The 25,504-nt window shown below is 35.6% G+C and carries 26 protein-coding genes; 8 read left to right on the top strand and 18 right to left on the bottom strand.

Features of this window, described 5'->3' with window-relative positions:
* Nucleotides 1–105: 105 nt before the first annotated feature.
* The 3 genes from PGH12_RS15010 to PGH12_RS15000 are packed head-to-tail and all read left to right on the top strand — an operon-like array spanning nucleotide 106 to nucleotide 2,155.
* The gene (locus tag PGH12_RS15010) at nucleotides 106–726 is read left to right on the top strand and encodes a hypothetical protein (protein ID WP_267599875.1); all 621 of its coding nucleotides are present in this window, start codon (nucleotides 106–108) and stop codon (nucleotides 724–726) included.
* A 50-nt stretch (nucleotides 727–776) separates the two neighbouring features.
* Nucleotides 777–1,484, top strand: coding sequence for a sensor histidine kinase (locus PGH12_RS15005; protein WP_267599874.1), 708 nt, complete (start codon nucleotides 777–779; stop codon nucleotides 1,482–1,484).
* Nucleotides 1,481–2,155 carry a response regulator transcription factor gene (locus PGH12_RS15000; RefSeq protein ID WP_267599873.1) on the top strand — a complete coding sequence of 225 codons (675 nt, stop codon included), beginning with the start codon at nucleotides 1,481–1,483 and terminating at the stop codon, nucleotides 2,153–2,155. Before PGH12_RS15005 ends, PGH12_RS15000 begins: the two co-directional genes overlap by 4 nt.
* Before the next feature lie 327 nt (nucleotides 2,156–2,482).
* On the opposite strand, the gene PGH12_RS14995 is transcribed toward PGH12_RS15000, so the two are convergent.
* The 18 genes from PGH12_RS14995 to PGH12_RS14910 form a co-directional block, all read right to left on the bottom strand.
* Nucleotides 2,483–3,196: an SMUG2 DNA glycosylase family protein gene (locus PGH12_RS14995; protein ID WP_267599872.1), complete on the bottom strand. Its 714-nt coding sequence runs from the start codon at nucleotides 3,194–3,196 to the stop codon at nucleotides 2,483–2,485.
* 1 nt (nucleotide 3,197) lies between these two features.
* On the bottom strand, nucleotides 3,198–3,734 hold the full coding sequence (locus PGH12_RS14990; RefSeq protein ID WP_267599871.1) for an SMI1/KNR4 family protein: 537 nt from the start codon (nucleotides 3,732–3,734) through the stop codon (nucleotides 3,198–3,200).
* Between the two features lie 357 nt (nucleotides 3,735–4,091).
* Nucleotides 4,092–6,587 (bottom strand): phenylacetic acid degradation bifunctional protein PaaZ, encoded by a 2,496-nt coding sequence (paaZ, locus tag PGH12_RS14985; protein ID WP_267599870.1) that lies wholly within the window; start codon nucleotides 6,585–6,587, stop codon nucleotides 4,092–4,094.
* Between the two features lie 297 nt (nucleotides 6,588–6,884).
* Nucleotides 6,885–7,610 (bottom strand): alpha/beta hydrolase, encoded by a 726-nt coding sequence (locus tag PGH12_RS14980; RefSeq protein ID WP_324290990.1) that lies wholly within the window; start codon nucleotides 7,608–7,610, stop codon nucleotides 6,885–6,887.
* A 127-nt stretch (nucleotides 7,611–7,737) separates the two neighbouring features.
* On the bottom strand, nucleotides 7,738–8,565 hold the full coding sequence (locus PGH12_RS14975) for an alpha/beta hydrolase (protein WP_267599868.1): 828 nt from the start codon (nucleotides 8,563–8,565) through the stop codon (nucleotides 7,738–7,740).
* 17 nt (nucleotides 8,566–8,582) lie between these two features.
* Complete coding sequence (locus PGH12_RS14970; protein WP_267599867.1) at nucleotides 8,583–9,176, bottom strand: acyltransferase; 594 nt, start codon at nucleotides 9,174–9,176, stop codon at nucleotides 8,583–8,585.
* A 156-nt stretch (nucleotides 9,177–9,332) separates the two neighbouring features.
* The gene (gene pcaF / locus PGH12_RS14965) at nucleotides 9,333–10,541 is read right to left on the bottom strand and encodes a 3-oxoadipyl-CoA thiolase (RefSeq protein ID WP_267599866.1); all 1,209 of its coding nucleotides are present in this window, start codon (nucleotides 10,539–10,541) and stop codon (nucleotides 9,333–9,335) included.
* 91 nt (nucleotides 10,542–10,632) lie between these two features.
* The gene (locus PGH12_RS14960) at nucleotides 10,633–11,046 is read right to left on the bottom strand and encodes a PaaI family thioesterase (RefSeq protein ID WP_267599865.1); all 414 of its coding nucleotides are present in this window, start codon (nucleotides 11,044–11,046) and stop codon (nucleotides 10,633–10,635) included.
* Nucleotides 11,043–12,185, bottom strand: coding sequence for a 3-hydroxyacyl-CoA dehydrogenase NAD-binding domain-containing protein (locus PGH12_RS14955; protein ID WP_267599864.1), 1,143 nt, complete (start codon nucleotides 12,183–12,185; stop codon nucleotides 11,043–11,045). Before PGH12_RS14955 ends, PGH12_RS14960 begins: the two co-directional genes overlap by 4 nt.
* An 85-nt stretch (nucleotides 12,186–12,270) precedes the next feature.
* Nucleotides 12,271–13,071, bottom strand: coding sequence for an enoyl-CoA hydratase/isomerase family protein (locus tag PGH12_RS14950; RefSeq protein WP_267599863.1), 801 nt, complete (start codon nucleotides 13,069–13,071; stop codon nucleotides 12,271–12,273).
* Nucleotides 13,072–13,199: 128 nt separating this feature from the next.
* Entirely contained in the window at nucleotides 13,200–13,664 is a 465-nt protein-coding gene (paaD, locus tag PGH12_RS14945) for a 1,2-phenylacetyl-CoA epoxidase subunit PaaD (protein ID WP_267599862.1), read from the bottom strand.
* On the bottom strand, nucleotides 13,657–14,226 hold the full coding sequence (locus tag PGH12_RS14940) for a hypothetical protein (RefSeq protein ID WP_267599861.1): 570 nt from the start codon (nucleotides 14,224–14,226) through the stop codon (nucleotides 13,657–13,659). Before PGH12_RS14940 ends, paaD begins: the two co-directional genes overlap by 8 nt.
* Before the next feature lie 162 nt (nucleotides 14,227–14,388).
* Entirely contained in the window at nucleotides 14,389–15,141 is a 753-nt protein-coding gene (paaC, locus tag PGH12_RS14935) for a 1,2-phenylacetyl-CoA epoxidase subunit PaaC (RefSeq protein WP_476385122.1), read from the bottom strand.
* Nucleotides 15,142–15,207: 66 nt separating this feature from the next.
* Entirely contained in the window at nucleotides 15,208–15,489 is a 282-nt protein-coding gene (gene paaB, locus PGH12_RS14930; RefSeq protein WP_034679196.1) for a 1,2-phenylacetyl-CoA epoxidase subunit PaaB, read from the bottom strand.
* Nucleotides 15,490–15,612: 123 nt separating this feature from the next.
* On the bottom strand, nucleotides 15,613–16,551 hold the full coding sequence (paaA, locus tag PGH12_RS14925) for a 1,2-phenylacetyl-CoA epoxidase subunit PaaA (protein ID WP_267599860.1): 939 nt from the start codon (nucleotides 16,549–16,551) through the stop codon (nucleotides 15,613–15,615).
* A 75-nt stretch (nucleotides 16,552–16,626) separates the two neighbouring features.
* Nucleotides 16,627–17,712, bottom strand: a complete 1,086-nt coding sequence (locus PGH12_RS14920) for a 2Fe-2S iron-sulfur cluster-binding protein (RefSeq protein WP_267599859.1) — start codon at nucleotides 17,710–17,712, stop codon at nucleotides 16,627–16,629.
* Nucleotides 17,709–19,028: a phenylacetate--CoA ligase family protein gene (locus PGH12_RS14915; protein ID WP_267599858.1), complete on the bottom strand. Its 1,320-nt coding sequence runs from the start codon at nucleotides 19,026–19,028 to the stop codon at nucleotides 17,709–17,711. The genes PGH12_RS14920 and PGH12_RS14915 overlap by 4 nt, the downstream gene beginning before the upstream one ends.
* A 103-nt stretch (nucleotides 19,029–19,131) precedes the next feature.
* A complete protein-coding gene (locus PGH12_RS14910) occupies nucleotides 19,132–19,722 on the bottom strand; it encodes a TetR/AcrR family transcriptional regulator (protein ID WP_267599857.1) in 591 nt (196 codons plus the stop codon).
* A 358-nt stretch (nucleotides 19,723–20,080) separates the two neighbouring features.
* On the opposite strand from PGH12_RS14910, the gene clpB reads away from it, so the two are divergent.
* The 5 genes from clpB to PGH12_RS14885 all read left to right on the top strand — a co-directional run bounded on the left by clpB (nucleotide 20,081) and on the right by PGH12_RS14885 (nucleotide 25,426).
* Nucleotides 20,081–22,675, top strand: coding sequence for an ATP-dependent chaperone ClpB (gene clpB, locus PGH12_RS14905; protein ID WP_267599856.1), 2,595 nt, complete (start codon nucleotides 20,081–20,083; stop codon nucleotides 22,673–22,675).
* 169 nt (nucleotides 22,676–22,844) lie between these two features.
* Nucleotides 22,845–23,369 carry a hypothetical protein gene (locus tag PGH12_RS14900; RefSeq protein WP_267599855.1) on the top strand — a complete coding sequence of 175 codons (525 nt, stop codon included), beginning with the start codon at nucleotides 22,845–22,847 and terminating at the stop codon, nucleotides 23,367–23,369.
* Nucleotides 23,370–23,706: 337 nt separating this feature from the next.
* Nucleotides 23,707–24,024 (top strand): hypothetical protein, encoded by a 318-nt coding sequence (locus tag PGH12_RS14895; RefSeq protein WP_267599854.1) that lies wholly within the window; start codon nucleotides 23,707–23,709, stop codon nucleotides 24,022–24,024.
* The gene (locus PGH12_RS14890; protein WP_267599853.1) at nucleotides 24,000–24,785 is read left to right on the top strand and encodes a sensor histidine kinase; all 786 of its coding nucleotides are present in this window, start codon (nucleotides 24,000–24,002) and stop codon (nucleotides 24,783–24,785) included. Before PGH12_RS14895 ends, PGH12_RS14890 begins: the two co-directional genes overlap by 25 nt.
* The gene (locus PGH12_RS14885; protein WP_267599852.1) at nucleotides 24,782–25,426 is read left to right on the top strand and encodes a response regulator transcription factor; all 645 of its coding nucleotides are present in this window, start codon (nucleotides 24,782–24,784) and stop codon (nucleotides 25,424–25,426) included. Before PGH12_RS14890 ends, PGH12_RS14885 begins: the two co-directional genes overlap by 4 nt.
* Nucleotides 25,427–25,504: the final 78 nt, after the last annotated feature.

Here is a 25,504-nt window from a genome sequence, read left to right as displayed (position 1 = left end):
AATGGAAAACATTTGCATATTTTTATAGTCATATCACAAATTATTAATTTTAAAAATATTGCAAATTATTTATTATCCTGATTATCAATTATCAGCTAGCATTTTATGGAACTTTTTTTCTTCACAACAATATATCTCAGCTACTTTTTTCTGTTTGTAGCGATGATTTGTGGTATCGTAAAATTTAAAAAATTACGCGATACTGAGAGATGGTATACGTACTATCTTATTTACACATTTCTCATAGAAGGCGCGGTGACAGTTTCAGTAGATTTTTTGCATGCTACGGCTACTGATCACATTTACCCTTTCTACATTGGCGGAGTGTTTTTTATTCTCACGTTTTTATATCTTAAAAAACTCAATTTCCAGAAAATATGGCTTTATTTAATACCTGTTTTAGGTCTGGTGTATCTTGTTGCTCAGCTTTTCTTAAATGATCTCAATCATGACTACGTAAAAGTGATCTCCAATATCATTATATTCGGGTTTGCGGGGCTTGCTTTGCTTCATGAAATTAGAAAAACAGAATCAGATAATCGCTTTCTTTTGGCTGATGCTTTTATATTTCTGTATTATGCAGTTTCGGCTTTCATCTTTATTCTTCACAATAAGCTCGGTAATATGCTCATCTCACACGCTTATCTGGTGTGGGGAATCAACAATATATTGACCTGCGTTCTCTATTCATCATTTATTTATACATTTCTACGATTAAAGAAGTAAACCTAAATATCATCATTTTTATCGTGTTAATTATTGCTCTAATAATTATCATGGTTTTTATATTGCTGGCTTACAAGCTTTTCACAGAGAGAATCATCAGTGAAAAAAACAGGCAGCACGATCTGGAAATTCTTCATCAGAAAAACCTTGCGATGGAAGGAACCCTGATTCAGGAAGATGAGCGAAAAAGAATGGCAATCCTGGTGCACGATGACATTGGTAACCGTCTCAATATTCTCTCCCTGTGGATTCATAATATTGACATCAACAATAAAGAAGCGACGGAAAAAGTAATATCTAAGCAAATCTCGGAATTAATTGACGCTGCGAGAAGCATTTCGCATTCTCTCTATCCTGTAAATCTCGAAAAGCTCGGGCTCATTTTATACATTGAAGAATTGATCACAAACCTTTCTCAAAAAATAAAAATCAATTTGAACGTCAATTCAGAATATCATAAAAAAGATATATTTACTGAGGTTCAGATCTACAGGATTATTCAGGAATTTACAACAAATGTGATTAAACATTCATCAGCAACCGAGATTACAATTTACATAAAAGATAATAGAGACAGTCTTGCAATAATCATTATGGATAACGGAAACAGCTTTATATATGATGAAACGAAAAGAGGAATGGGCATTAAAAATATCGAATCCCGACTGCAATCTCTGGACGCAGTGTACAAATGGAAAAATATAATCGGAAAAAGGACACAGCTTATCATTAAAATTCAGCAAAAAGCAACTATATGATCACCAATATCGCCATAATAGACGACGAACAGCTGATCGTGGAAGGAGTAAAAATGCTTCTTTCTACGGAACAGAGCATTTCCGTTACCATCACATCAAATAATGGTGATGATTTTCTCGACAGCCTTAGAAGCATCTCGCCACAAGAGTTTCCGCACATTTGTCTGGTCGACATCCAAATGCACCCGATGGACGGTTTTGAGCTTGTAGAGATTCTTCGAGAAACATATCCGGAACTCAAGATCATCATTCTTTCTTCTCACTACAAAAGCAGTGTTCTGGGCTACATGGTAAAGCTTGGGGTTTCTGCATTTTTGCCGAAAAATTCAGATAAAAAAACCTTTATCGAAGCGATTACGCGGGTTCATAAAAACGGAGTGTATTTCACCGCTGAAGACCACAGATTACTTTTATCGTACCTTAATGACTCGCAAAAAAACAAAGGTTTATTTAATGAAAATGATGAGCTTTCTGAAAGAGAAAAAGAAGTGGTGCGACTGATCTGCAAAGAACTTACAAATAACGAAATCGCAGAAAAATTATCGTTGAGTCCCAGAACAATTGAAAGTCACCGACAGAGAATTTTAGATAAAATCGGCGCAAAAAATACGGTCGGAATGGTGATTTATGCTGTGGTAAACGGAATCTACGATCTTCCTTTTAAATTATAAAACTGCAAGATTGCGTATAATTACTGAATCTCTAAAATTGGTATTTCTACTGAAAAATTATCACAAAAGAATTTGTTTCTTTGTGACATGATTAGGTAAAAACTAAGTGATGAGAGGACTATCTAATCATGTAAGGCAGAAAAAAATCGATAAGAAATTATAAATCTGCCAAAAACTATCGCCCATGAAAACTTGATGATATAGTTTTCAGATGATGATTCTATTACATGAATGATTAAACCTTTGAAATCACTCGAAGGTTTTTATTTTTTATCGACCCAAATTACTCCTGAAGATTTTTTTCTAAAACAAATACGTCAATTAAAATTACCTATCATCATTTAAATAATTCATTTTTTTTAAAGCTAAAATATACTTGTCGATATAAAGATCTTTTTCCTTTGATTTGTATTGCTGAATATATCTAGGATGTTCCAAAACCGTCATTTTCGCAAACAATTTTGCCTCCGAATTTAATTTAGACATAAAATCTGCATTCTTTTTACCGAGAACAAAAACTTCAGAAATATCTAGACCCAAACTGATATGTTTTTGTAAAGAATTGATCATGAAATTTTTCACATCGCTAAAAAGCGCCTTATCATCATAATAATTGGCATTGATCCAGCTGCCTTTCGACTTCCTGACAATTGCTAAAGGAAATGGAGAGTTGATGTAAAATTCTTTATAAAATTTCTCAGCACCGCCATAAGCAGCGATCATATCGTAAATAAAAACAGATGAAATTTCGTGAGTACGTGCAGACATCATTTTGATGCCGCAAACGTTTTCCAGCCTTTTCGTATCGGTAAACGGGACACCTGTAATTCCAGCTCCGTGACGACTCGGATTGATACCGATGATAAATTTCCGCTGATCGTAATCGCTGTAATATTTCCGATAAAACTGCTGCATTACCGAGAGCGTTTCTGGATTATTCAGGTAGGGATTTAAGACTTCGAAATCAGAGGGCAAAGTTCCTGAATAATGCAGGTTGGTATTAAACTCAACAACTTTATCCGCAAAATTATGGTGATGCATATTATTCTACATCAAATTCTTCCTCTTCTCTCAGACCTCTGATAAAAGTTTCAAAATCTTTTGCAAGAAAAGTTTTTTTAAAATCGTTTTCCTGATCAATATGCACAACCTCCGGCTCGCCTTCTCTGCCGCAGTTCGAGTAATCAAGAAGAACCATATCGTGTCCCGCAGAAGGACAGTCTGCAAAATAAATTCCAATCGCCGGATAGCCCCACTCGTCAATCATAAACTGACTGCCTTGTTCTCCGCAGAGAGAATATATTCTTTCCCTTCCGATACCCATTATTCCGTTGATTGCCACATGATCATCTGCCCATGAATTAGCCTCAGAAGTCGGAAATACAGACTTATTTGCCAGACCTCCATTCTGCAATTTCATCATCTGAATGTAAGAACCCGGTAGTTTATAGCCAAGTTCCTTTTCTACAGAAACAATCATCTCCTCATCCGGAAAAGCACCAATATAATCTCTGGCAGAATAGCTGCACTCACTCCAAAAACCCTTAAAGTCGAAATCCTTGAAAAATTCTGTTTCCATAATATTTTATTGTTAAAAATAAGTCCTCTAAAACTTCCTCAAATATCAATAATTTATTTGATTAAATCACACCAAATTGTTTAAAGATGTGTGAATTATTTTAAAAATAAATACCATAATTTAATTATGAAAGACAGAATCTCAGTTCAAAATAATACAGATATTTATTAAATTATTTTTCTAGTGGTTTATAATTTGAATATCCGGAACACATCTTTTTAAAATTTTCATCTGAAAAAAGCTTGATATTCACAAATAAACTGGAAATGGTAACTTAAAAATTTCATGTTTAATATTATAAAAAATCCCTTTCAGCAAAAGCTAAAAGGGATGTATAATTGATGATTTATTTTGAATTTAAATCAATCCAAACTGCTCAAAATGATGCGTAAAATGTTTTCTCTGGAAAAGTTCCATCATCTCTTTATTCAAATGTCCGAATCTAGGGTGGTAATGTTCCTTAAAAGGATTTTCTTTATAATAAACAATAAACTCCTTTAAAGTTTCAACTAACTGATTTTTAGCCGCCTCCAGATTTTTATTTTTATTCTGAGGAACTTCACCTTCTTTCAATAAAGGATACTGTGCTCCAGGACGGATTTTCTTGTCTGTATACAGCCAATCCTGAAGTTTTTCGAGTTTGTCAGCTGGAATGTCATCAAAATCTTCAGGTTTTAAATTTCCTAAACCGTTTCTTAAAACTTCTTCCAAATGCTCAACCATTAACTGCGGAGTGAAATTTCCGAAAACAGGTTTTGTATTTTCAGTTAAGCCATTTAACTTTTTCTGAATATTCTGAACTTTAAAATCAATAAAAGAAGACTGTTTTGCAACCAACGTAAGAATCGTTGCCACACAAACTACCTCGTCTCTCTGGTTAATCACCTCAACCAACCATTTTACAACTCCTGAAGGAATATTTCTTCCTTTTACTCCTCTGTTGATCTTTTCTTTTGCAGTCAAATAAACCGTAATTGTATCTCCTGCGTAAACAGGCTTGAAAAACGAACAGTTTTCTAAACCGTAATTGGCGATAACTGGTCCTTTTTTTCCTGATACGAATAATCCGGCAGCTGCAGAAAGGATAAAATATCCGTGAGCAACAGTTTTATCAAAGATTGTTCCCGTCAAACTTGTTGCGTCTGTGTGTGCGTAAAAGTGATCCCATGAAACATTAGAGAAATTCACGATATCGGCATCAGTTACCGTTCTACCTGCTGTTTCTAGAGAATCTCCGACCTCAACTTCTTCGAAATATTTCTGGAAAGGATGTTTGTCTGAATATTTTTTCTCAGCGCCTTGCTGATAAACTTTTGTAATTGCCGTCAAAATATCCGGCGAACCCTGAATTGCTGTTTTCTGCAGGAAGAAATGAAGACCATTCAGTCCGCCCATTTCCTCACCGCCTCCTGCTCTTCCGGGGCCACCGTGCATCAAAGTCGGAAGTGGCGAACCGTGACCTGTGCTTTCTTTGGCATTATGTCTGTTTAATACGAAAATTCTCCCGTGCTGAGAAGCCATCTTCCACGAAGTTTCAGCTACAAATTTCTCGTCGTGAGAAATAATTGAGCCGACAAGGCTTCCTTTTCCTCTTTTTGCCAAAGCAGCCGCTTCATCCGCATCTTTGTAAGGCATCAAAGTAGAAACCGGACCGAAAGCTTCAACGTCATGAGAGATATTTTTAGTGAAAGGAGAATCATTTAAGAATAATTTCGGAGACATAAATGCACCATTTTCGTAATCAGCATCTACCAATTCATGTTTGCCGTCGTAAATCAGTTCATTTTCTGTTTTCAGAATATCTACTTTTCTTAAAACTTCGTCATATTGCTGTCTTCCGACCAAAGAACCCATTCTTGTTTCTCTGCTTAGCGGACTTCCAATTTTTGTCTGGTCTAAAGCTTTAGATAAAGCATTTTGAACATCGCCAATTAAGTTTTCCGGAACCAAAATTCTTCTGATCGCCGTACATTTTTGTCCGGCTTTAGTGGTCATTTCATTGCGGACTTCTTTGATGAACAAATCAAATTCAGGAGTTCCCGGTTTTGCATCCAAGCCAAGTATCGAACAATTCAAAGAATCTGCTTCCATATTGAAACGAACAGAATTTCCTGAAACTGAAGGTAAAGATTTTAATTTTTTCCCAGTCGTTGCAGAACCTGTGAAGAGAACAGAATCTCCATCCTGAACGTAATCCAGAATATTTCCCGGTTCGCCACAAACCAATTGAAGCGCACCTTCCGGAAGAACGCCACTTTCAATCATATCCTGAAAAACGGCATTCGTTAAATAAGAACCGTAAGGCGAAGGCTTTACAATACTTGGAACTCCCGCCAACAAAGAAGTCGAAAGTTTTTCAAGCATTCCCCAAACCGGAAAATTATAAGCATTAATTTGTACAGAAACGCCCTCACTTGGCGTTAAAATATGAGTTCCTAAAAAAGTTCCGTTTGCAGAAATTTTCTGAGTGTCACCATCTACCCAAAACGGAGTATTCGGAAGCATTCTTTTTGCTAATCCCGAATAGGTAAAGAATGTACCAAAACCACCTTCAATATCTACCCAGGAATCGGTGTGGGTGGCTCCGGTTTTATAGGATAATTCGTAATATTTTTTCTTTCTTTCTAAAAGATACAACGCAACTTTTTTCAACATTTCACCACGATCGTAAAACGTCATGGATGAAAGATTTTTATAACCGACTGTTCTTCCGTAGTCAAGAGCCTGCTCGAAATTCAAACCTTCCGTATCCGAAACGGCAACCTGCTCTCCTGTTACAGCATTATACAAAGGAATTCCGTTTCCAGTACCTTCAATCCATTCGCCGTGAATATAGTTTTTTAGTTTTTGCATATTGTTTTTTACTTTTTACTTAAATTAAATTTTTTAATACTTTTAATAATTAGATATGGTAAAAAAAGAATCAACAGACCATCTAAAATCAATACGATTCTGATAAATGATGTGTAGAAAAAATCTTTTCTTTTAAGATTTTCTATTATTTCAGCTGACTCTGCATGTTCTAAAGCATCTGAAATCTCAATTGATTCTTTGACAAAATAAAATCCCAAAAAATTGATTCCAATTATTACAATTAAAATTAAAATCCAATACTTCTTTAGGTAATTACTCATCTCCAATTAAAAAATGTTATTTTACATTCTTAATAAATTCCAAAGTTTCATCAAATCTTTTACTCCAGGGAAAAAAATATTGTACCACCATTGGAACATGCTTTTTATTTAAAAATATCGGTTTTACTATGGGTTGAAAAGGATGAAGCGCTTCCAAAAAATTTTCATTGGCGACTTTAATCGATGGATAGGTTTTTTCACCCACATAAATTAAAAAAGGTGGTGTCTTTTCGTTAATAAAATAAATCGGAGAAGCCTCTTTCCATTTTTGTGGATCTTGACTCCACGTCACATCATAATTGCTTTCTGATGTCGGAGGATTTTGTTCTAAATAATTCTTCATGTCAATTCCTGCAGCATCAATTAAAATAATCCCAGATACTGTATTTTCAGAAATCTGAAATTTTGGATTCATCACTGCAGAAGCCGCTAACTGACCGCCAGCGGAATGTCCCGATACAAAAATCTTTTGCGGATTTCCATGATATTTCTGAACATTTTCTTTGGTAAATTTTATTGCTGCTGCTACTTCTTTTGTCATCTGATCAACATCAGCATTCGGACTCAAAGTATAATCCGGAATAACCGCAATGATGTTTTTTCGGGCAAAGTTTTTACCCATCAGATTATAAGTTTTTTTATTTCCTGTATTCCAGTTTCCACCGTGTACAAACATTAGAACAGGATAGTTTTTATCAGTCTTTTTTGGGGTAAAAATATTCAATTTAATTTCGTTTCCCACATGGTTTTTTGTGAAGGAAATATCCTTAAAAACAGATGTAGATTTACAGCTGCTCAAAAGCAAACCCATTAAAAAAAATATGCAGAAACTAACTTTCATATTACAAATATTATTTTGAGTGAATCTCTTATTTCGGTTCCTGATATGGGAACAATTTAACCAAACCCTCATACAAACTTCGGTGGAGAATCGTTGCGTGATTGTCTAAATCCATCATTTTATATTCTACCGTCCAGTTTTTCTTATTTGATTTTTTAAGAATTTCATAAAAATCTTCTGCATCTTTAACCATCACTTTATGTTCATCTTTTCCGACAGAAATGTAAACAAATTTCTTCGTATCAGATGATTTAGATAACAACTGATTTGCCTTTTTTAAAAGACTTTCATCGTCCCACCATAAACTCGGGCTGATGATAAAATAATTATCAAACATTTCAGGCTTCTTCAACAAAATTTCTGTTGCTAAAAGTCCACCAAGAGATTGACCAAAGATATACGTATCGGTCGTTTTAAACTGACTTTCGATATACGGTTTTAATTCTTTTTCAAGAAAACTGATGAATTTATCTGAATGTCCGGTTGTTGGATAATCCTTCTGTAAATCTTTTAAATCTGTATGAAAAGTAAAGTCTTTTTTTCTGTCAACATTGGCAATTCCAACAACGATTGTTTCCGGCATTGAATACATTTGATTAAAGAATTGAACCAATCCTGTAACGTGAATAAAATCTTCATTCAAGCTTCCATCCAAAAGATAGATCACCGGGTAAGATTTTATTTTGTCGAAATTCTGCGGAAGATAAATATTCAACGTTCTGTCTTCATTTAAAATTTTAGATTTGAATGTTCTTATCTCCCCAATATTCAAAGGTTTTACATTTCCATTTTGGGCAAAAACCATGAACTGATATGTAAATAAAATGGTGGCGAAAATGAATATCTTTTTAATCATATTAAATTTAAGTAGAATTATTTCACATCATCCCAAATACTGTAATCCACAACCTTCGTTGGAATTTGCTGAACATATTCTGTAAACGGCTCGCAAGGTAAAATCGCATCTTTCCCTTCTCTCGCTAATTCCTGATAAAGTTTTGTTCCTTCCGTTTTCCATTTGATCATTTCATCAGAAACATCACGAATGATTTTTGCAGGACTTCCAACAATTAATTTTCTTGCATCACATCTGAAATTCGCAGGAACAAAAGCCAGTGCTCCGATGATGCATTCATCACCGATTACGGCTTTGTCCATTACAACAGCATTCATTCCAACCAAACAGTTTCTACCGATATGTCCGGAATGAATAATCGCACCGTGACCGATGTGCGCAGATTCTTCCAAAATGGTTTCAATGCCAGGAAAAACGTGAAGCGTACAGTTTTCCTGAACATTTGCACCGTCTTTGATGATGATTTTACCCCAGTCGCCACGAATAACTGCGTTTGGTCCGATATAAACTTCTTCGCCAATTTCCACATTTCCAATAATCACCGCTTGTGGGTGAACATAAGCAGAAGTTTTTATGATAGGACGAATTCCGTGATATGAGAAGATATTCATAAATTTTTAATTCAAAATTTAATTTAACAATGTATCAATTTGCCAATGTACCAATTAGATGCTTCGACAGGCTCAGCATGACAAAGCGCACAAATATTGTTAAATCGGTAGACTGTTATATTGGTTCATTGTTATACTGTTACATTTTTAAAAAAGTTACACTTTTTCAATTACCATTGCATAACCTTGTCCTACACCGATACAAAGCGTACACAACGCATATTTTTTATTCTGTTTTTGAAGTTCTATAGCTGCTGAACCGATGATTCTTGCTCCTGAAACTCCAAGTGGATGACCGATTGCGATAGCTCCTCCGTTGGGATTCAATCTTGAATCGTCATCTTGTAATCCTAAACTTCTTGTTACTGCTAAAGATTGAGCGGCAAAAGCTTCGTTCAGTTCGATTACATCCATATCTTCTAATGACAGATTTAATCTTTTTAATAGTTTCTGAGTTGCTTCAACCGGCCCGATTCCCATAATTCTTGGTTCAACACCGGCAACGGAAGATCCTAAAATCTTTGCTTTAGGTTTTAAACCATATTTTTTAATCGCTTCTTCACTTGCTAAAATAAGAGCTGCTGCGCCGTCGTTCATTCCTGAAGCGTTTCCTGCGGTAACTGTTCCACCTTCTTTTTTGAAAGCCGGACGCAATTTCCCCAATCCTTCCATTGAAGAAGTTGGCTTGATGAATTCGTCTTTATCGAAAACTTTCGGTTCGCCTTTTCTTTGTGGAATTTCAACTTCTACGATTTCTTCGGCCAATCTTCCGCTTTCCTGAGCTTTTGTAGCTTTTTGCTGAGACCAAAGTGCAAATTTATCCTGATCTTCACGGCTAATGTTATGCATTTCCGCTAAATTTTCAGCAGTGTCTCCCATCGCATCAACGCCGTACATTTCTTTCATTTTGGGATTTACAAATCTCCATCCGAAAGTCGTATCAAACATCTGGCTGTCTCTCCCGAAAGCTGTGCTTGGTTTTGACATTACATAAGGTGAACGTGTCATGTGCTCTACTCCACCGGCAATGTAAATTTCACCTTCTCCTGAAGCAATCGAACGGAAAGCATTAGCTACCGCCGACATTCCTGAAGCGCACAATCGGTTTACGGTTTCACCTCCGATTTTGTAAGGAAGTCCAGCCAATAAAAGTCCCATTCTTGCAACGTTTCTGTTGTCTTCACCTGCCTGATTTGCGCATCCGAAAATAACGTCTTCAATTTCTTCAACTGGAACTTCAGGGTTTCTTGCAACGATTTCTTTTAAAACGATTGCTGCCAAATCATCAGCACGAACTTCTGATAAACCTCCGCCTAATTTTGAAATGGGAGTTCTGATGTAATCTATGATGTATACGTTGTTCATTTTTATTTGCTTTAGGCTTTAGGCTTTAAGCAGTAGGCTTTGCCAGCTTTGAAAAAAGCTTATTGCCTATTGCCTGAAGCTTACTGCTTATTTATAATTCTGTTACTTTCTTTCCGATTTTATAGACTGTTCCGACGAATTTTGCAATCAAGTCGTTGTTTTGATTGGTAATTTTAATATCGAAAACAGCAGTTTTTCTGGTGTCATTTACTAAAACGCTTACTGCTCTGAAAGTGTCACCTTCTTTACCGGCTTTGGTGAAATTAATGATACAGTTTAATGCAACTGCCGCATCTCCGGAATTGTTGGACGAAAACGCCAATGCAGAATCTGCAAAAGCAAACGTAACGCCTCCGTGAACCGTTTTCAACCCATTGATCATTTCCTTTTTGATGGGCATCTCCAGTAAACAATAATTTTCTTTGACTTCGATCATTTTGATATTCATCCATTGGGAAAAATAATCCTGATCGAACATATATTCTGCAACCTGTCTTGGATTCATAAATTTTTTAATTTACGTAATAATGGACTTTGCCTGTATCTCTCCTCCTGATATTCTTCGTAAAGATTTTGTAGGATTTCAGAGATTTTATCATATCCTATTTCTTTTCCCCAAGCCAATAATCCTTTTGGATAATTTACACCTTTCTGCATTGCTAATTCGATATCTTCGTCGTTGGCAACACCTAGTCTTTTTGCTTCAACCGCTTCGTTGATCAACATTGAAATAATTCTTAAAAATATTTGCTGATAAAGAGCATCATCTTTTACAGGTTCTGGTTTTAAAGTGCCTTCAGCATAATTGTAAAACCCTTTTCCTGTTTTTCTGCCATGAAGTTTAGCTTCAGACATTCTTTGCTGAAGAAGAGATGGTTTGTATTTCGGATCGTAGAAATATTCGTTGTAAACAGTTTTAGTTACCGAAAAATTCACATCAACACCAATTAAATCCATTAATTCAAAAGGTCCCATTTTGAAGTTTCCGATTGTTTTCATCGCTTCATCAACCTGTTCTATAGTGGCAATGTTTTCTTCAACAATTCTCAATCCTTCACCGTAATAAGGACGAGCAATTCTGTTAACAATAAATCCAGGAATATCTTTAGCAATCACAGGAACTTTACCCCAATCTTTCATGAGGTTGTACATTTTTTCGGCTAAAAATTTTTCTGTAATTAAAGATGGAATAATTTCCACTAAAGGCATCAAAGGAGCCGGATTGAAAAAGTGAATTCCGATGAAACGCTCCGGTTTTTGTAATTCTGCACCAAGAGAAGTCATTGAAATGGATGATGTATTGGAAGCGATAACACAGCTTTCAGAAACATGATTTTCCAATTCTGTGAAAACTTTGGTCTTGATTTCTTTATTTTCGATGATCGCTTCAATGATTAATTCGCAATCTTCGAAGTCCTTCAGTTCTGTAGCAATGGAAATATTAGATAAAATTTCAACCATTTTTTCTGAAGAAATTTTCTGCTTATCAACCAATCTGGTCAATGTTTTTTCCAAACCTACGGTTGCCGTTTCTACTTGTTTTGCATTGGCGTCATAGACCCAAACTTTACATCCGTTGGTTGCGGCTACTTGTGCGATGCCAATTCCCATAGTTCCGGCACCGATAATTCCTATATTCTTCATTTATTCAGATATTAGAAGTTAGAAATTAGAAGTTAGACTCTCTGTATTACTAATTTCTAACCTCTAGCTTCTAATTTCTATAATTTTATTTTCCTTTATATTCAGGTTTTCTTTTTTGTAAAAAGGCTTGCACACCTTCTTTAAAATCTTCTGTGTCAGCGGCTTCCTGCTGTAAATTGCCTTCCAACTCTAACTGTTCTTTCAATGAATTACCATAAGAAGCGGCGAAGGCTTTTTTTGTTAATTTTAAACCAACTGTCGGCATATTTGAAACTTTTTCTAAAATTTCCATTGATTTTGAATTAAATTCATCTTCACTAAACACTTCAGCAACCAGACCGTAAGATTTTGATTCTTCAGCCGATAATTTTTTGCCTGTAAATGCTAAATAATTCGCTAATTGTCTTCCCAATAATTTAGGCAAGAAATAAGTTCCACCAGTATCAGGAATCAATCCGATATTGGAGAATGCCTGAGCAAAATAAGCTTTGTCATTCGCTAAAACAAAGTCACAAATCAACGCCAACATTGCACCAGCTCCAACTGCAGGACCGTTTACCAAAGCAACCACAGGTTTTTTGCAACGGGTAATTTCAAGCACCAAAGGATTGTAATAATCGGTTACAATTCTCCTGATAATGTCATCGTCGTGATGGTCGTTACCCTGAACAAAAGCATCATCTAAGTTCTGACCAGAACAAAAAGCTCTTCCTCTTCCTGAAATCGCCACACATCTTAAGGTAGGATCATCGCTGCATTCTTTAATAAAATCTTTCAAGTCTGACAGAGATGGCTTGGTTAAAGCATTCATCGTATCAGGTTGATTGAGGTAAGCGATTTTTAATTTTCCGCCAAAATGCGATTCAATATCGAGTTGTGTATACATAGTTTTAATTTTTATGATTAATGTAAATTTACGCATAAAAATGTAGCATTGTATCAGTTTACTGGTATAACAATATTTACTGCATTCAAAATTGTTACATTCTTACATTGCTAAATTGTTACATTAATTTAGTGGCATTTAAAATAATCAAATGGCTCTAAACAGTCTAAACATTGGTAAGAAGCCTTACACAAAGTAGACCCGAATCTACTGATCTGCTTTGAATGCATCGAACCGCAACGAGGACATTTTTTTGGTTTTCCGATGTGATGTTCGTCGGCTCCTTTTTCGGGAGGTGAAATTCCGTAAACACGGAGTTTTTCCCTCGCTTCATCCGTTATCCAATCTGTTGTCCAGATCGGAAACATTTTGGTGACTACTTTTGCATTCCAACCGTTTTCTTTCATGATTTTTATGATGTCTTCCTCAATGGTAAACATAGCGGGACAGGCAGAATAAGTCGGCGTAATTGTCACTTCACAAGAATTCTCGCTCGTCACTTTTGCCTCTCTTACAATACCCAATTCCACGATATTGATTACCGGAATTTCCGGATCGGGAACTTGACTTAATATGTTTAATAAATTATTCAAACTTTTCTATAAAATATATTGAATTGTTGCCCAATATTAGACTATCCTTAATTTTTGTATCTTTTGCACTAACAATTTCACTAAAATACCCTGCAACATGATCTCCTTTTTTAAAATCGTATTTGATACCTGCACGATATTTCCCTTCCTTTACATTTTTATAAACAATAGAATCAGTTTTGATTTCTTTTCTATTTCTGTAAATTGTATAAACAACTTCAGCTTCCTTCGAAATTTCATTTTCCATTTTAGGAGAATAAAACTTGTACAATAATCCCTGTAGAGTTTTATTTTCCACCAAATAAAATTTACTGTTAGAAGAGTCTATTTTTCCATGTTCTTTAAAGGTAATTTGATTTTCAAAAACTTTATTCTTACCCAAAACTATATAGTCAATTTGTATTTCTTTGGAATTAGTTTTGTTCGTTAAACTCCAGATTCCCATTTTGGCATTGTTCTTTGTGTCAAAATCTCCACTCAATATAAAATAGTCTTGTTGAGCAGTAATATGAGTTATGGAATCATTGATTTTTTTCTTCTTCTGATTTTTATATTTTTTCAATTGAAACATTTCGTCAATATCTCCGCTATTATTAATCACTTTAGCTTTTATCTCCTTTTTCTGACAAGAGATAATCATTAAACTAAATAATGAAAAGAATATAAATTTCTTCATACAAATAAAAAATGCTACATAATTTCTAAACCTAACAGGTTTCTATCTCTACCAAGTACAACCCGGATAAGCTCTCTGCATATACTGCAATTCACAAAGCATAAATCCGAAATATTCTGTATGATAACCTGTTCTTGATTTTGGCTGCATGAAAGGATTTGTAGGATATTCCAAACCGAAATCCGCAAAATCTTTTGTTGTAATTGATACAAAATCTTCATAAAAAGCATCTGTATTCGGAGCGATATTTAAAGCTATCAAATCATCTTCGCCTTCTATTTTTGCAAATAAACCTTTGGTGTATTCCCAGATATTTTCAACTGCTCTTTCCAGACGCAATTTGCTTTCTTCTGTTCCCTGTCCGAAAATTTTCATCCAGGAAGCAGCGTGAGTGTAATGGTATCTCACTTCTTTCAAAGATTTTTGAGCAAGAGCAGAAAGTTCTTCATCTGCTGAATTTGATAATGCCTCGTACATCAATTTCTGATACACTGCGAAAACATATACTTTCAAAATGGTCTGAGCATAATCTTCATTGGGAAGTTCTGTCCAGTGGGCATTTAAATATTCATGCTCGTATCTCAGGAAAGCCAAATCATCTTCACTTTTTCCGTTATCAGCAACTCTCGAAGCGTAAACGTAAAAGTTGTTGGCCTGACCAAGCTCATCCAAAGCAATATTTGTCAATGCAATATCTTCCTCTAAGTAAGGACCTTCACCGCACCACGCAGACAAACGCTGTCCCATAATGAAACTGTCATCTGCTAGTTTTAATAAATAATTATATAATGGATTCATTATTTTAGCTTTTGGCTTTTGGCGTCTAACTTTTGGCCAATTGCCAGCAGCTAACAGCCAATCGCTGTTTTACATATTTTTTACATCGTTTGGAATGTCGTAGAACGTCGGGTGACGGTACAATTTATCATCAGCCGGATCAAAGAATGCCTCTTTATCAATTCCTTCTGAAGTCACAATATATTTACTTGGAACAACCCAAACAGAAGTTCCTTCTTTTCTTCTTGTATAAACGTCTCTTGCGTTCTGCAAAGCCATTTCTGCTGTTGGTGCCTGTACAATTCCAACGTGTTTGTGAGATAATCCCGGTTTAGTCTGAATAAACACTTCCCACATATCTAAATTTGCCATAATTAATTTGAAAATTTGAAAATTCGTTCATTTGAAAATTGATTAAGTGTCGTAATTGAAAATTTGATTATAAATAAAACCGCTAAGTTCATTTTCAAATTCTCAAATTAGCACATTTTCAAATTATATAACTTCTTTTTGTTGTTTTTCTGCAAAAGCCTTCGCCGCCTCTTTTACCCAAAGGTTTTCCTGCTGTGCTTTTACTTTTGTCTGCAATCTTTTCTTGTTACAAGGTCCGTTTCCTTTTAAGATTTCCATGAATTCACCCCAAGGAAGTTCCCCGAAATCGTAATGTTGTCTTTCTTCATTCCATTTCAGGTCTTTATCAGGAACAGTTAAACCTAAAAATTCAGCTTGAGAAACCGTAACGTCGATAAATCGCTGACGAAGACTGTCGTTGCTTTCTCTTTTCACTCTGTAATTCATAGAGATTTTTGAATTTGGTGAGCTGTCGTCATTAGGACCAAACATCATTAAAGCTGGCCACCAGAAACGGTTTAGTGAAGCCTGAGCCATTTCTTTCTGTTGTTTTGTTCCACGACAAAGTGCCATCAAAATCTCGTAACCCTGTCTTTGGTGGAAAGATTCTTCTTTACAAATTTTCACCATAGCTCTTGAATAAGGACCATAAGAATTCCCCATCAACATGACCTGATTCATGATCGCAGCTCCATCAACCAACCAACCGATGGCACCGATATCCGCCCAACTCAAAGTTGGATAATTGAAAATACTTGAGTATTTCGCTTTTCCTTCCAACATATCTTCATAAGTCGCGTCTCTGTCTGCTCTGATGGTTCCGTTTCCTAAAGTTTCGGTTGCAGAATAAAGGTATAAACCATGACCTGCTTCGTCCTGAACTTTAGCTAAAAGAGCCATTTTTCTTCTCAAAGAAGGTGCTCTTGAGATCCAGTTTGCTTCCGGCAACATTCCGACAATCTCAGAATGTGCGTGCTGTGAAATCTGGCGAACCAATAATTTTCTGTAATCATCGGGCATTACATCTTTTGGTTCTACTTTATTTTCGTCGTGTACGTATTGTACGAATTTTTCTAAGTCCATAATTTGTCTTTTTATAAAATGTAAAAAGTATTGATGTATCCATGAATACGTTTTACATTAAATCGTTAATACAATTTAAACATCATAATTTAGCATCACCACATTCGTTGTCGGATGACACTGGCAAGTCAGAACAAAACCTCTTGCTACTTCGTCTTCGGTAAGCGCGAAATTTTTCTCCATAAAGACTTCTCCTTCGAGAACTTCCGCTTTACACGTACAGCAAACTCCTCCTTTGCAGGCAAAAGGCACTGGAAGATTGTCTTTCAATGCTTTATCTAAGATACTCTCTTTTTTTGAATTCAAATGGAACGAATATTCATCATCATCGATAATCACCGTTACCATACTTTCAATATTGGCAATTGCCTTGAATTCATCGCTCATTTCCGCAGAATCTTCTTCATCCGGAGCTGAGAAATACTCAAACAAAACCTGAATCGCAGGAACTTTCTTCTCTTTTTTCAAATAATCAGAAATCCCTTTGATCATATCCGAAGGCCCACAAATAAAATAAGTAGCTTCCTTAACGTCGATGTCTGAATATCTTTCAAATAAATGATTTAATTTTTCCGGAGAAATTCTTCCTTCAAAAATCGGGTCAGCGTGTTTTTCACGGCTTACCAGATAAACCACTTTCAGCCTTCCGTTGAACTGCTCTACCAGCTGATCAATTTCAGCCTTCTTCATCACATGATTCATGCTTCTGTTGCTGTAGAAAAGATAAGCGTTTGAATTCGGTTCCTGATAAAGACTTTCTTTAAGATTAGAAAGAATAGGGCTTATTCCACTTCCTGCAGCCAATCCAACGTAGGTCTTTGTATTGGTCGGATGATAAGAAGTATTGAATCCTCCCATCGGAGGCATCACTTCCAAAACCTCATCCATGTGCAGATGCTCATTAAAATAACCGGAAACTCTTCCGCCTTCCAAAAGCTTTACCAAAACTTCAAGCGTGTTGCTTTTTTCGCTAGGCGCGTTGCAGATAGAATAAGAACGGCGCTCCTCATTGCCGTTAACCATCAGTTTAAAATTCAGATACTGTCCCTGTTTGAATCTGAATTTATCTTTCAGCTCACAGGGGATTTCCAATGCTACATTCACTGCATCATTGGTATCTTTCTGAACTTTTACGGTTTTTAATTTATAAAATGAATTCATTTTGTCTTTAATATTCTGTTAATTTTTCCACCTTCGCATTTTGGTAAGCTGTCCTGAGCGTGAATTTTCACTTTTGTGGTGATTCCCACTCTCTTTTTTATTTCGTTTTCGATGCTTTTCCCAAAATTTCCTGCGAAAATAAGATATTCATCTGAATTTATATTTAAATTTTCTTCGGCTACCAATTCATCATCAATTTCAAGATCAATATCTAATCCAATACACATTTGTTCTTTCTCGATTGGTGTCAGATAATAATTCGGAACTACGCCTTTCACATGAGAAAAAGCTTCCTCAATCTGACTTGGATAAACATTCACTCCTCTCACAATCAGCATATCATCGGCTCTGCCCAAAATTGGTTTCATTTTGACCATGTTTCTTTTGGCATTTTCGTCGTAGTAGAGACTTGTAATATCATTTGTCCAGTAACGTAAAAGCGGCATTGCTTTTTTCGTTAAAGTCGTAATCACCAAAACTCCTTCTTCACCATAAGGAAGCGGTTCTTTAGTAATCGGATCTAAAATTTCAGGATAAAAATGATCTTCCCAAATGTAAGAGCCTCCTTTTTCCTCAAAATCTTCCATCGATACTCCGGGACCGATTATTTCACTTAAACCATAAATATTGGTTGCATGAACACCGAGTCTTTCTTCAATATGATGTCTTATCAATTCCGTCCAAGGTTCTGAACCTAAAACGGCATATTTTAAACTGATTTCGTCTGCCGAGATTCCTCTTTTCGCAAATTCATCAGCGATTGTTAAAGCATAAGACGGTGAACAACAAATTACTTCAGGTTTAAAATCAATAATTAAATCAACCTGCCTCGTTGTCATTCCTCCCGAAATCGGAAGAACACTCATCCCTAGTTTTTCTGCTCCGTAATGAAGTCCAAGTCCGCCGGTAAAAATTCCGTAGCCGTAAGCGTTGTGTAGTTGCATTCCGGGTTTTGCTCCGGCTGCGCTTAGTGATCTTGCAACTACTTCACTGAATAAATCAACATCTTCCTTTGTATAGCCAACAACCGTTGGTTTTCCCGTCGTCCCACTTGAACAGTGAATTCTCTGCAGTTCATTTTTCGGAACCGTAAATAATCCGAACGGATAATTATCTCTTAAATCCTGTTTGTAAGTAATTGGCAGTTTTGAAATATCTTCAATTGTCCTGATCTCATGATTTGAAATGCCTGATTCATCAAATTTTCTTTTATAAAAATCTGATTTTTCTTCGAGATACACCACCAAATCCTTCAGCCTTTCAGACTGAAGCGATCTTAATTGATCAAGTTTTAGATATTCAACTGCAAAATCCATACACTAACTAACATTTGTTAGGTAAAAGTAAAAAGAATTTTCCATCTGACAAAATTTACCCTGACTTTTGTCAGATTTTAACTAATTCTAAATAATATGGAGATTAGGATATGGATTGGCTTTTCTGATTTCCCAAAAGTCCGAAAAGAATCTTATCCCTGATTTCTTCTTTGATATCAACAGAAGATTCAATATTTCTTTTGAACCAGAAATAAGAATTGTTTAGTGTATGAAGAATAAATCTTGTGGTAAAGGTCGGTGATTTCAATTCCCAGTTTTCCGCATCATAAATCTCGATCAGCAGTTTCTCAACCTCCAACTGATAGTTTTTCCTCATGTCGATAAATTCTGGAAGTCGGCCGTCCAAATGTTTCCACTCGTTTGAATAAATATGAGTAACATCACGGTTTTCCAAAACAACAGATAAATGTTTATCTATAAATAAATTTAATTTCTCTTTCGGCGGAAGATCTGTATTTTTAATATCCTGCAATTGGGCGAAGAATTCCTGGGCAATTCCGAAACAGATCCATTCAAGAATTTCTTCTTTCGAACGGATGTGCGCATATAAAGAAGCTGCTTTTATGTTGAGCTTTGTTGCCAAATCTCTTACCGAACTACCCATGTAACCTTTTTCTTTAAAAAGTTCTACGGCTACGTCTAATATTTTTTTTTGTTTGTCTTTAAGCTCCATGATGTGAGTGCAAAAGTAATTATTCTGATTTAAATCTCACTCCGAGTGATTGACAATTATTAGCAGGTCATAATGTATCTAATAAATTTAAATAAATCCCACTTATCGGAAAATTTGGCTGTAATTAAAAGATCAGAAATACAACATTCGGAAAATTTGTCCTAAAAATTTATAAATTTAATAATAGAATACTTTTTGTGATCAACTAACAGAATTAAATGATTAGATAAGATTGAGGACATCAGAAATTAGAACATCTACTTTTAAAAATTAGCACTTTTTGACTCTTATGGTCTGAAATCTGATGTTTAAAATCTTACAACAACAATTACAAAATTAGAATCAAAATATACACAATATGAACTTAAACCAATATACTGTGAAATCGCAGGAAGCCATCCAGGCCGCTCAGCAAGTGGCAATGGAATTTGGCAATCAGCAAATAGAACCTCAACATCTTCTGGAAGGAATTTTTCAGACAGATGAAAATATATCGCCTTTTTTACTAAAAAAAGCTGAAGCAGATGCAAATTTAGTAAGAGAACGCAACCGTGAAAATTTAGAGCGACTTCCGAAAGTTCAGGGAGGCAATATTTATCTTTCCCAATCTGCAAACAAAGTTTTGCTTGATGCTCCGAACATTGCTAAAAAAATGGGTGATGAATTTGTGACCATCGAACATTTATGGCTTTCACTTTTAGAAACCAATTCTGAAGTTTCGAAAACTTTGAAAGATATGGGTGTGACCAAAAGTCTTCTGGAAGGCGGAATTAAAGAATTAAGAAAAGGAAGTACTGCAAATTCTGCAAGCTCCGAAGAAACCTATCAATCTTTAAAAAAATACGCTAAAAATTTCAATGAATTAGCAGCAGAAGGAAAACTTGATCCCGTAATTGGTCGTGATGAAGAAATCAGAAGAGTTTTACAGATTCTTTCGAGAAGAACCAAAAACAATCCGATTCTGATTGGTGAACCGGGAGTTGGTAAAACTGCGATCGCAGAAGGAATTGCGCACAGAATTATCAGCGGCGATATTCCTGAAAATCTACAGGATAAAACGTTGTATTCTTTAGATATGGGTGCTTTAATTGCCGGAGCAAAATACAAAGGTGAGTTTGAAGAGCGTTTGAAATCAGTCATTAATGAAGTGACAAAATCAGATGGACAAATTATTCTTTTCATCGACGAAATCCACACTTTGGTGGGAGCCGGAGGAGGCGAAGGCGCAATGGATGCCGCAAATATTCTAAAACCTGCTTTGGCAAGAGGAGAACTGAGAGCCATCGGTGCGACAACCTTAAATGAATATCAAAAATATTTCGAAAAAGATAAAGCTTTAGAAAGACGTTTCCAAAAAGTGATGGTGGAAGAACCGGATACTGAATCTGCAATCTCAATTCTTCGTGGAATAAAGGATAAATACGAAGCACATCACAAAGTAAGAATCAAAGACGAAGCGATTATTGCTGCGGTAGAAATGTCTCAACGATATATTTCGGATCGATTCTTGCCAGATAAAGCGATTGATTTGATTGACGAAGCTTCGGCTAAACTGAGAATGGAAATCAATTCGAAACCAGAAGAGCTGGATGTTCTCGACAGAAAACTCATGCAGATGGAAATTGAGTTGGCAGCCATTTCAAGAGAAGGCAACCAGACCAAAATCGACCATTTAAAGGAAGACATTTCAAAAATTTCTGAACAAAGAAATGAAATTAACGCTAAATGGCTGAAAGAAAAACAAAAATCTGAGGATTTAACGTCCATTAAAAAAGATATTGAATCTTTGAAACTCGAAGCCGAAAGAGCTTCAAGAGCCGGAGATTACGCCAAAGTTGCTGAAATTCAGTATGGTAAAATCAAAGAAAAAGAAGATGCTCTGCAGAAACTCGAACTGGAGATGCAAAACCATCAAAATGAGTTGATTAAAGAAGAAGTAACCGCAGATAACATCTCCGAGGTAATCGGAAAATGGACGGGAATTCCTGTTACAAAATTGCTCCAATCTGAAAGAGAAAAATTACTGCACTTAGAAACCGAACTTCATCACAGAGTGGTGGGTCAGGAAGAGGCGATTGAAGCGGTTGCAGATGCAATTAGAAGAAATCGTGCAGGGTTAAGCGATGAAAAAAAACCAATTGGAAGTTTCTTATTTTTAGGAACAACCGGTGTCGGAAAAACTGAGCTTGCAAAAGCATTGGCGGAGTTTTTATTCGATGATGAAAACAATATGACGAGAATTGATATGAGTGAGTACCAAGAACGTCATTCTGTTTCAAGATTGGTTGGTGCGCCTCCCGGATATGTTGGGTATGATGAAGGTGGACAATTGACGGAAGCAGTGAGAAGAAGACCTTATTCAGTGGTGCTTTTGGATGAAATTGAAAAAGCGCATCCAGATGTTTTCAACACGTTGCTACAGGTTTTGGATGATGGTCGTTTGACGGATAATAAAGGTCGTGTGGTGAATTTCAAAAACTCAATTATCATTATGACTTCGAATTTAGGTTCGCATTTAATTCAGGAGAATTTTGAGAATATTACCGATGAAAATCAGGATGAAATTGTTGCTAAAACTAAAATTGAAGTTTTTGATTTATTAAAACAAACCTTACGTCCGGAATTCCTAAACAGGATTGATGAAACGGTTTTGTTCCAGCCTTTAAGAAAAAAAGAAATCGGAAAAATCGTTCAGTACCAGTTGAGAGGTTTTAATGATCTGTTGCTGAAAAGAAATATCATTATGACCGCGACGCAGGATGCTTTGAATTATCTGACCAACAAAGGTTACGATCCGGTTTTCGGAGCAAGACCTTTGAAAAGAGTCATTCAGCAGGAAGTTTTAAATAAATTATCAAAAGAAATCCTCGCAGGAACCGTAAATGACGGCGACAGAATTACGCTGGATTATTTTGAAGAAACAGGTTTGGTTTTCAGACCTGCCGAAATATAAGTAGTTTTTTTTCATATATATTATTTTAATAGGAATAGCCTCAAATTAAATTTGGGGCTATTTTTTTAAAATAATCCGTAAAAAGCACGTTGTTTATATCGTAAAAACACGGATTGTAATACAATTTTTTTTCGGTAATTTGTAAAAACTAATTAAACAGAAACTAACCATGAAAACCGACCCGAACAACGAAAACGGACAGGCAAACCGATTTGCCAATCCGTGGAGAATGTCTACTGATATTATTCAGGAATTGGTGGATAATTATCGCAACAATCAGCTAAATTATATCAATGAAAATCTCGGAATTGATGACGCTCACTCAATCTGGTTTGACCTTGAAACCGTGAAGAAATTTATCGAACAGATTGAGCTCCAGGCTCGCCTCAATGATCCCACCTGCCCAGATAAGGATCTGGGAATCCGTTTGTATTATGCTGCATATCCCGAATCTCCCACAGATCCTGTTCCTGCTGATTATGCAATGAGACACACACTGGTGATGGTTCCTACAAAAAAAGAAGAATCTGAAGGTGGAGAAATGCTCAATTATGATTTTAACCCTTTTGAATCAGATTCCGGATCACATACACAAACTGCATTAGCAATAACTGCCGGATTGGGAAGAAACGCTTTAGCACAAAACCACGGAATATTGGTTCATCCGGGGAACGGTACTGTTGAGTCTTATTAAATTGCATATGGATTTCACACGTTTTCTAGAAATTGCGATGACCTGTTCTGAAGGACTTGCAGCACTCACAGCAATTATATTTTATTTAAAAGTCAAGAATAGCCTGTACAGGTTTTTTGCGATGTATCTTGTTATTATTTTCTGCTGCGAAGTACTCGGAATGTTTATACCTTACACACGTATTCCAAAGCACTTATTTTTTAATTATTTTGTAATTCCATTAGAATTTATCTTTTTTTACTGGCTTTATGGCTATCAATCACTTAAAAGCAAAAAATTATTTTTCGGTTTTATGGCGATATTTATATTATCATTTATACCGAATGAACTTTATTTTTTGAAGAACAAATATATTTTTTCATTCAATTACACCTTTGGAAGTTTACTGTTGATGATCTTGGTAACGATGGAATATTACAAGCAGATTAACTCTGATAATATTCTCAATTTCACCAAAAACCGAATGTTTTATATTAATCTTGGTGTAACTTTGTTCTATATAGGAACGCTTCCGTTGTGGACGTTTTATCTTCAATTGTATTACGGGCATAAAGAAATTTGGGATCTTTATATTAATTATTTCAGGATTTCTGCTATCATTATGTATTTACTATTTGCAAGTTCATTTATATGGGGAAAACAGAATTATTCTTAACTATTTTTTTATTCAATATATTTTTTTTCATGTTCGTGGCGGCCGTGATCATCTATATTCGAAAATACAAACAAAAAAAATCTGAATATTTAATTGAAATTCAAATTAAAAATGAAATTCATCAGAGAGAACTTCTTACCACTCAGTTAGAAATTCAGCAGGCTACAATGCAGCAGATTGGGCGTGAGCTTCATGATAACATCGGCCAAAAACTCACGCTGGTAAGCCTTTATACTCAACAGTTACTTTATGAAAATAAGGTTCCGGAAGTAAATGAAAGAATAGATCAGGTTTCGCAAATCATTAATCAGTCGCTGCAGGATTTACGAAGTCTTTCAAAAACGCTTACAGACGACAATATAAGCCAGAAAGAAATCACTACTTTAATTGAAGAAGAAGTGAACAACATTAATGCATTAAAAAAATGCGAAATACACTTTGAACATACAGGCGATCCTCTGGAGCTGGATTTTGTTCACAAAAATGTGCTTTTGAGAATTACTCAGGAATTTATTCAAAACAGCATCAAGCATTCTCAGTGCAAAAACATTTTCATTAAACTAAATGCTTCAGAAGAAAATGTTTGGGAACTGTCTATAAAAGATGACGGAATAGGTTTCGATACATCAAAAACACTCAGTAACGGCATCGGGCTTACCAATATGAAAAACCGCGCAAAGATCATCGGAGGAGAATACAGTTTTACGAGCGCAAAAAATACCGGAACACAACTCCATATTTCATTTAAAAATAAGGCATGAAAAAAACTATAGTAATCGTTGATGATCATCTTCTTATCGCAAAAGCTCTAGAAGGAATTATTGATAATTTTGAACATTTCCAGGTCATTTACGTAGCAGAAAACGGACAAGATTTAATAGACAAATTCAACAGCAATCACGAAATTCCTGATATTATTCTGATGGATATCAGCATGCCGATCATGGATGGCTTTGAAAGTGTATTATGGTTGAAAAACAATCATCCCGCGATAAAAGTGATGGCATTGAGTATGCAGGGAGACGACAACAGTGTCATCAAAATGATAAAAAACGGAGCTAAAGGCTATCTCTTAAAAAATACACATCCCAGAGATCTTGAGAATGCACTGATCAGATTAAAGGATGACGGATTTTTCTATCCTGAATGGGCTTCGAAAATCATTTTTTCTAACATCAACAGTGATCCGGGTGCCGAAAAAGCTGTTCGTATTTCCGACAGGGAAAAAGAATTTCTTACTTATACAGTAACCGAACTGAGTTACAAAGAAATTGCCGAGAAAATGTGTTGCAGCCCAAGAACGGTAGAAAGTTACCGAGATCAGCTTTGCGAAAAACTGGGACTGAAAACCAGAGTAGGACTTGCTGTATTTGCTTTAAAAAACGGTTTTGCAGAATCTTAGGATTATTTTCCTCTTCATTTTGTAAAGATTTAAATATAAAAAAAAGGAAGCTTTGCGGCTTCCTTTTTTATATTGTTG

Origin of the sequence: Chryseobacterium sp. CY350 (assembly GCF_027945075.1) — a bacterium.
Lineage (GTDB): Bacteria > Bacteroidota > Bacteroidia > Flavobacteriales > Weeksellaceae > Chryseobacterium.
This window is presented reverse-complemented; position numbering and strand designations above follow the sequence as displayed.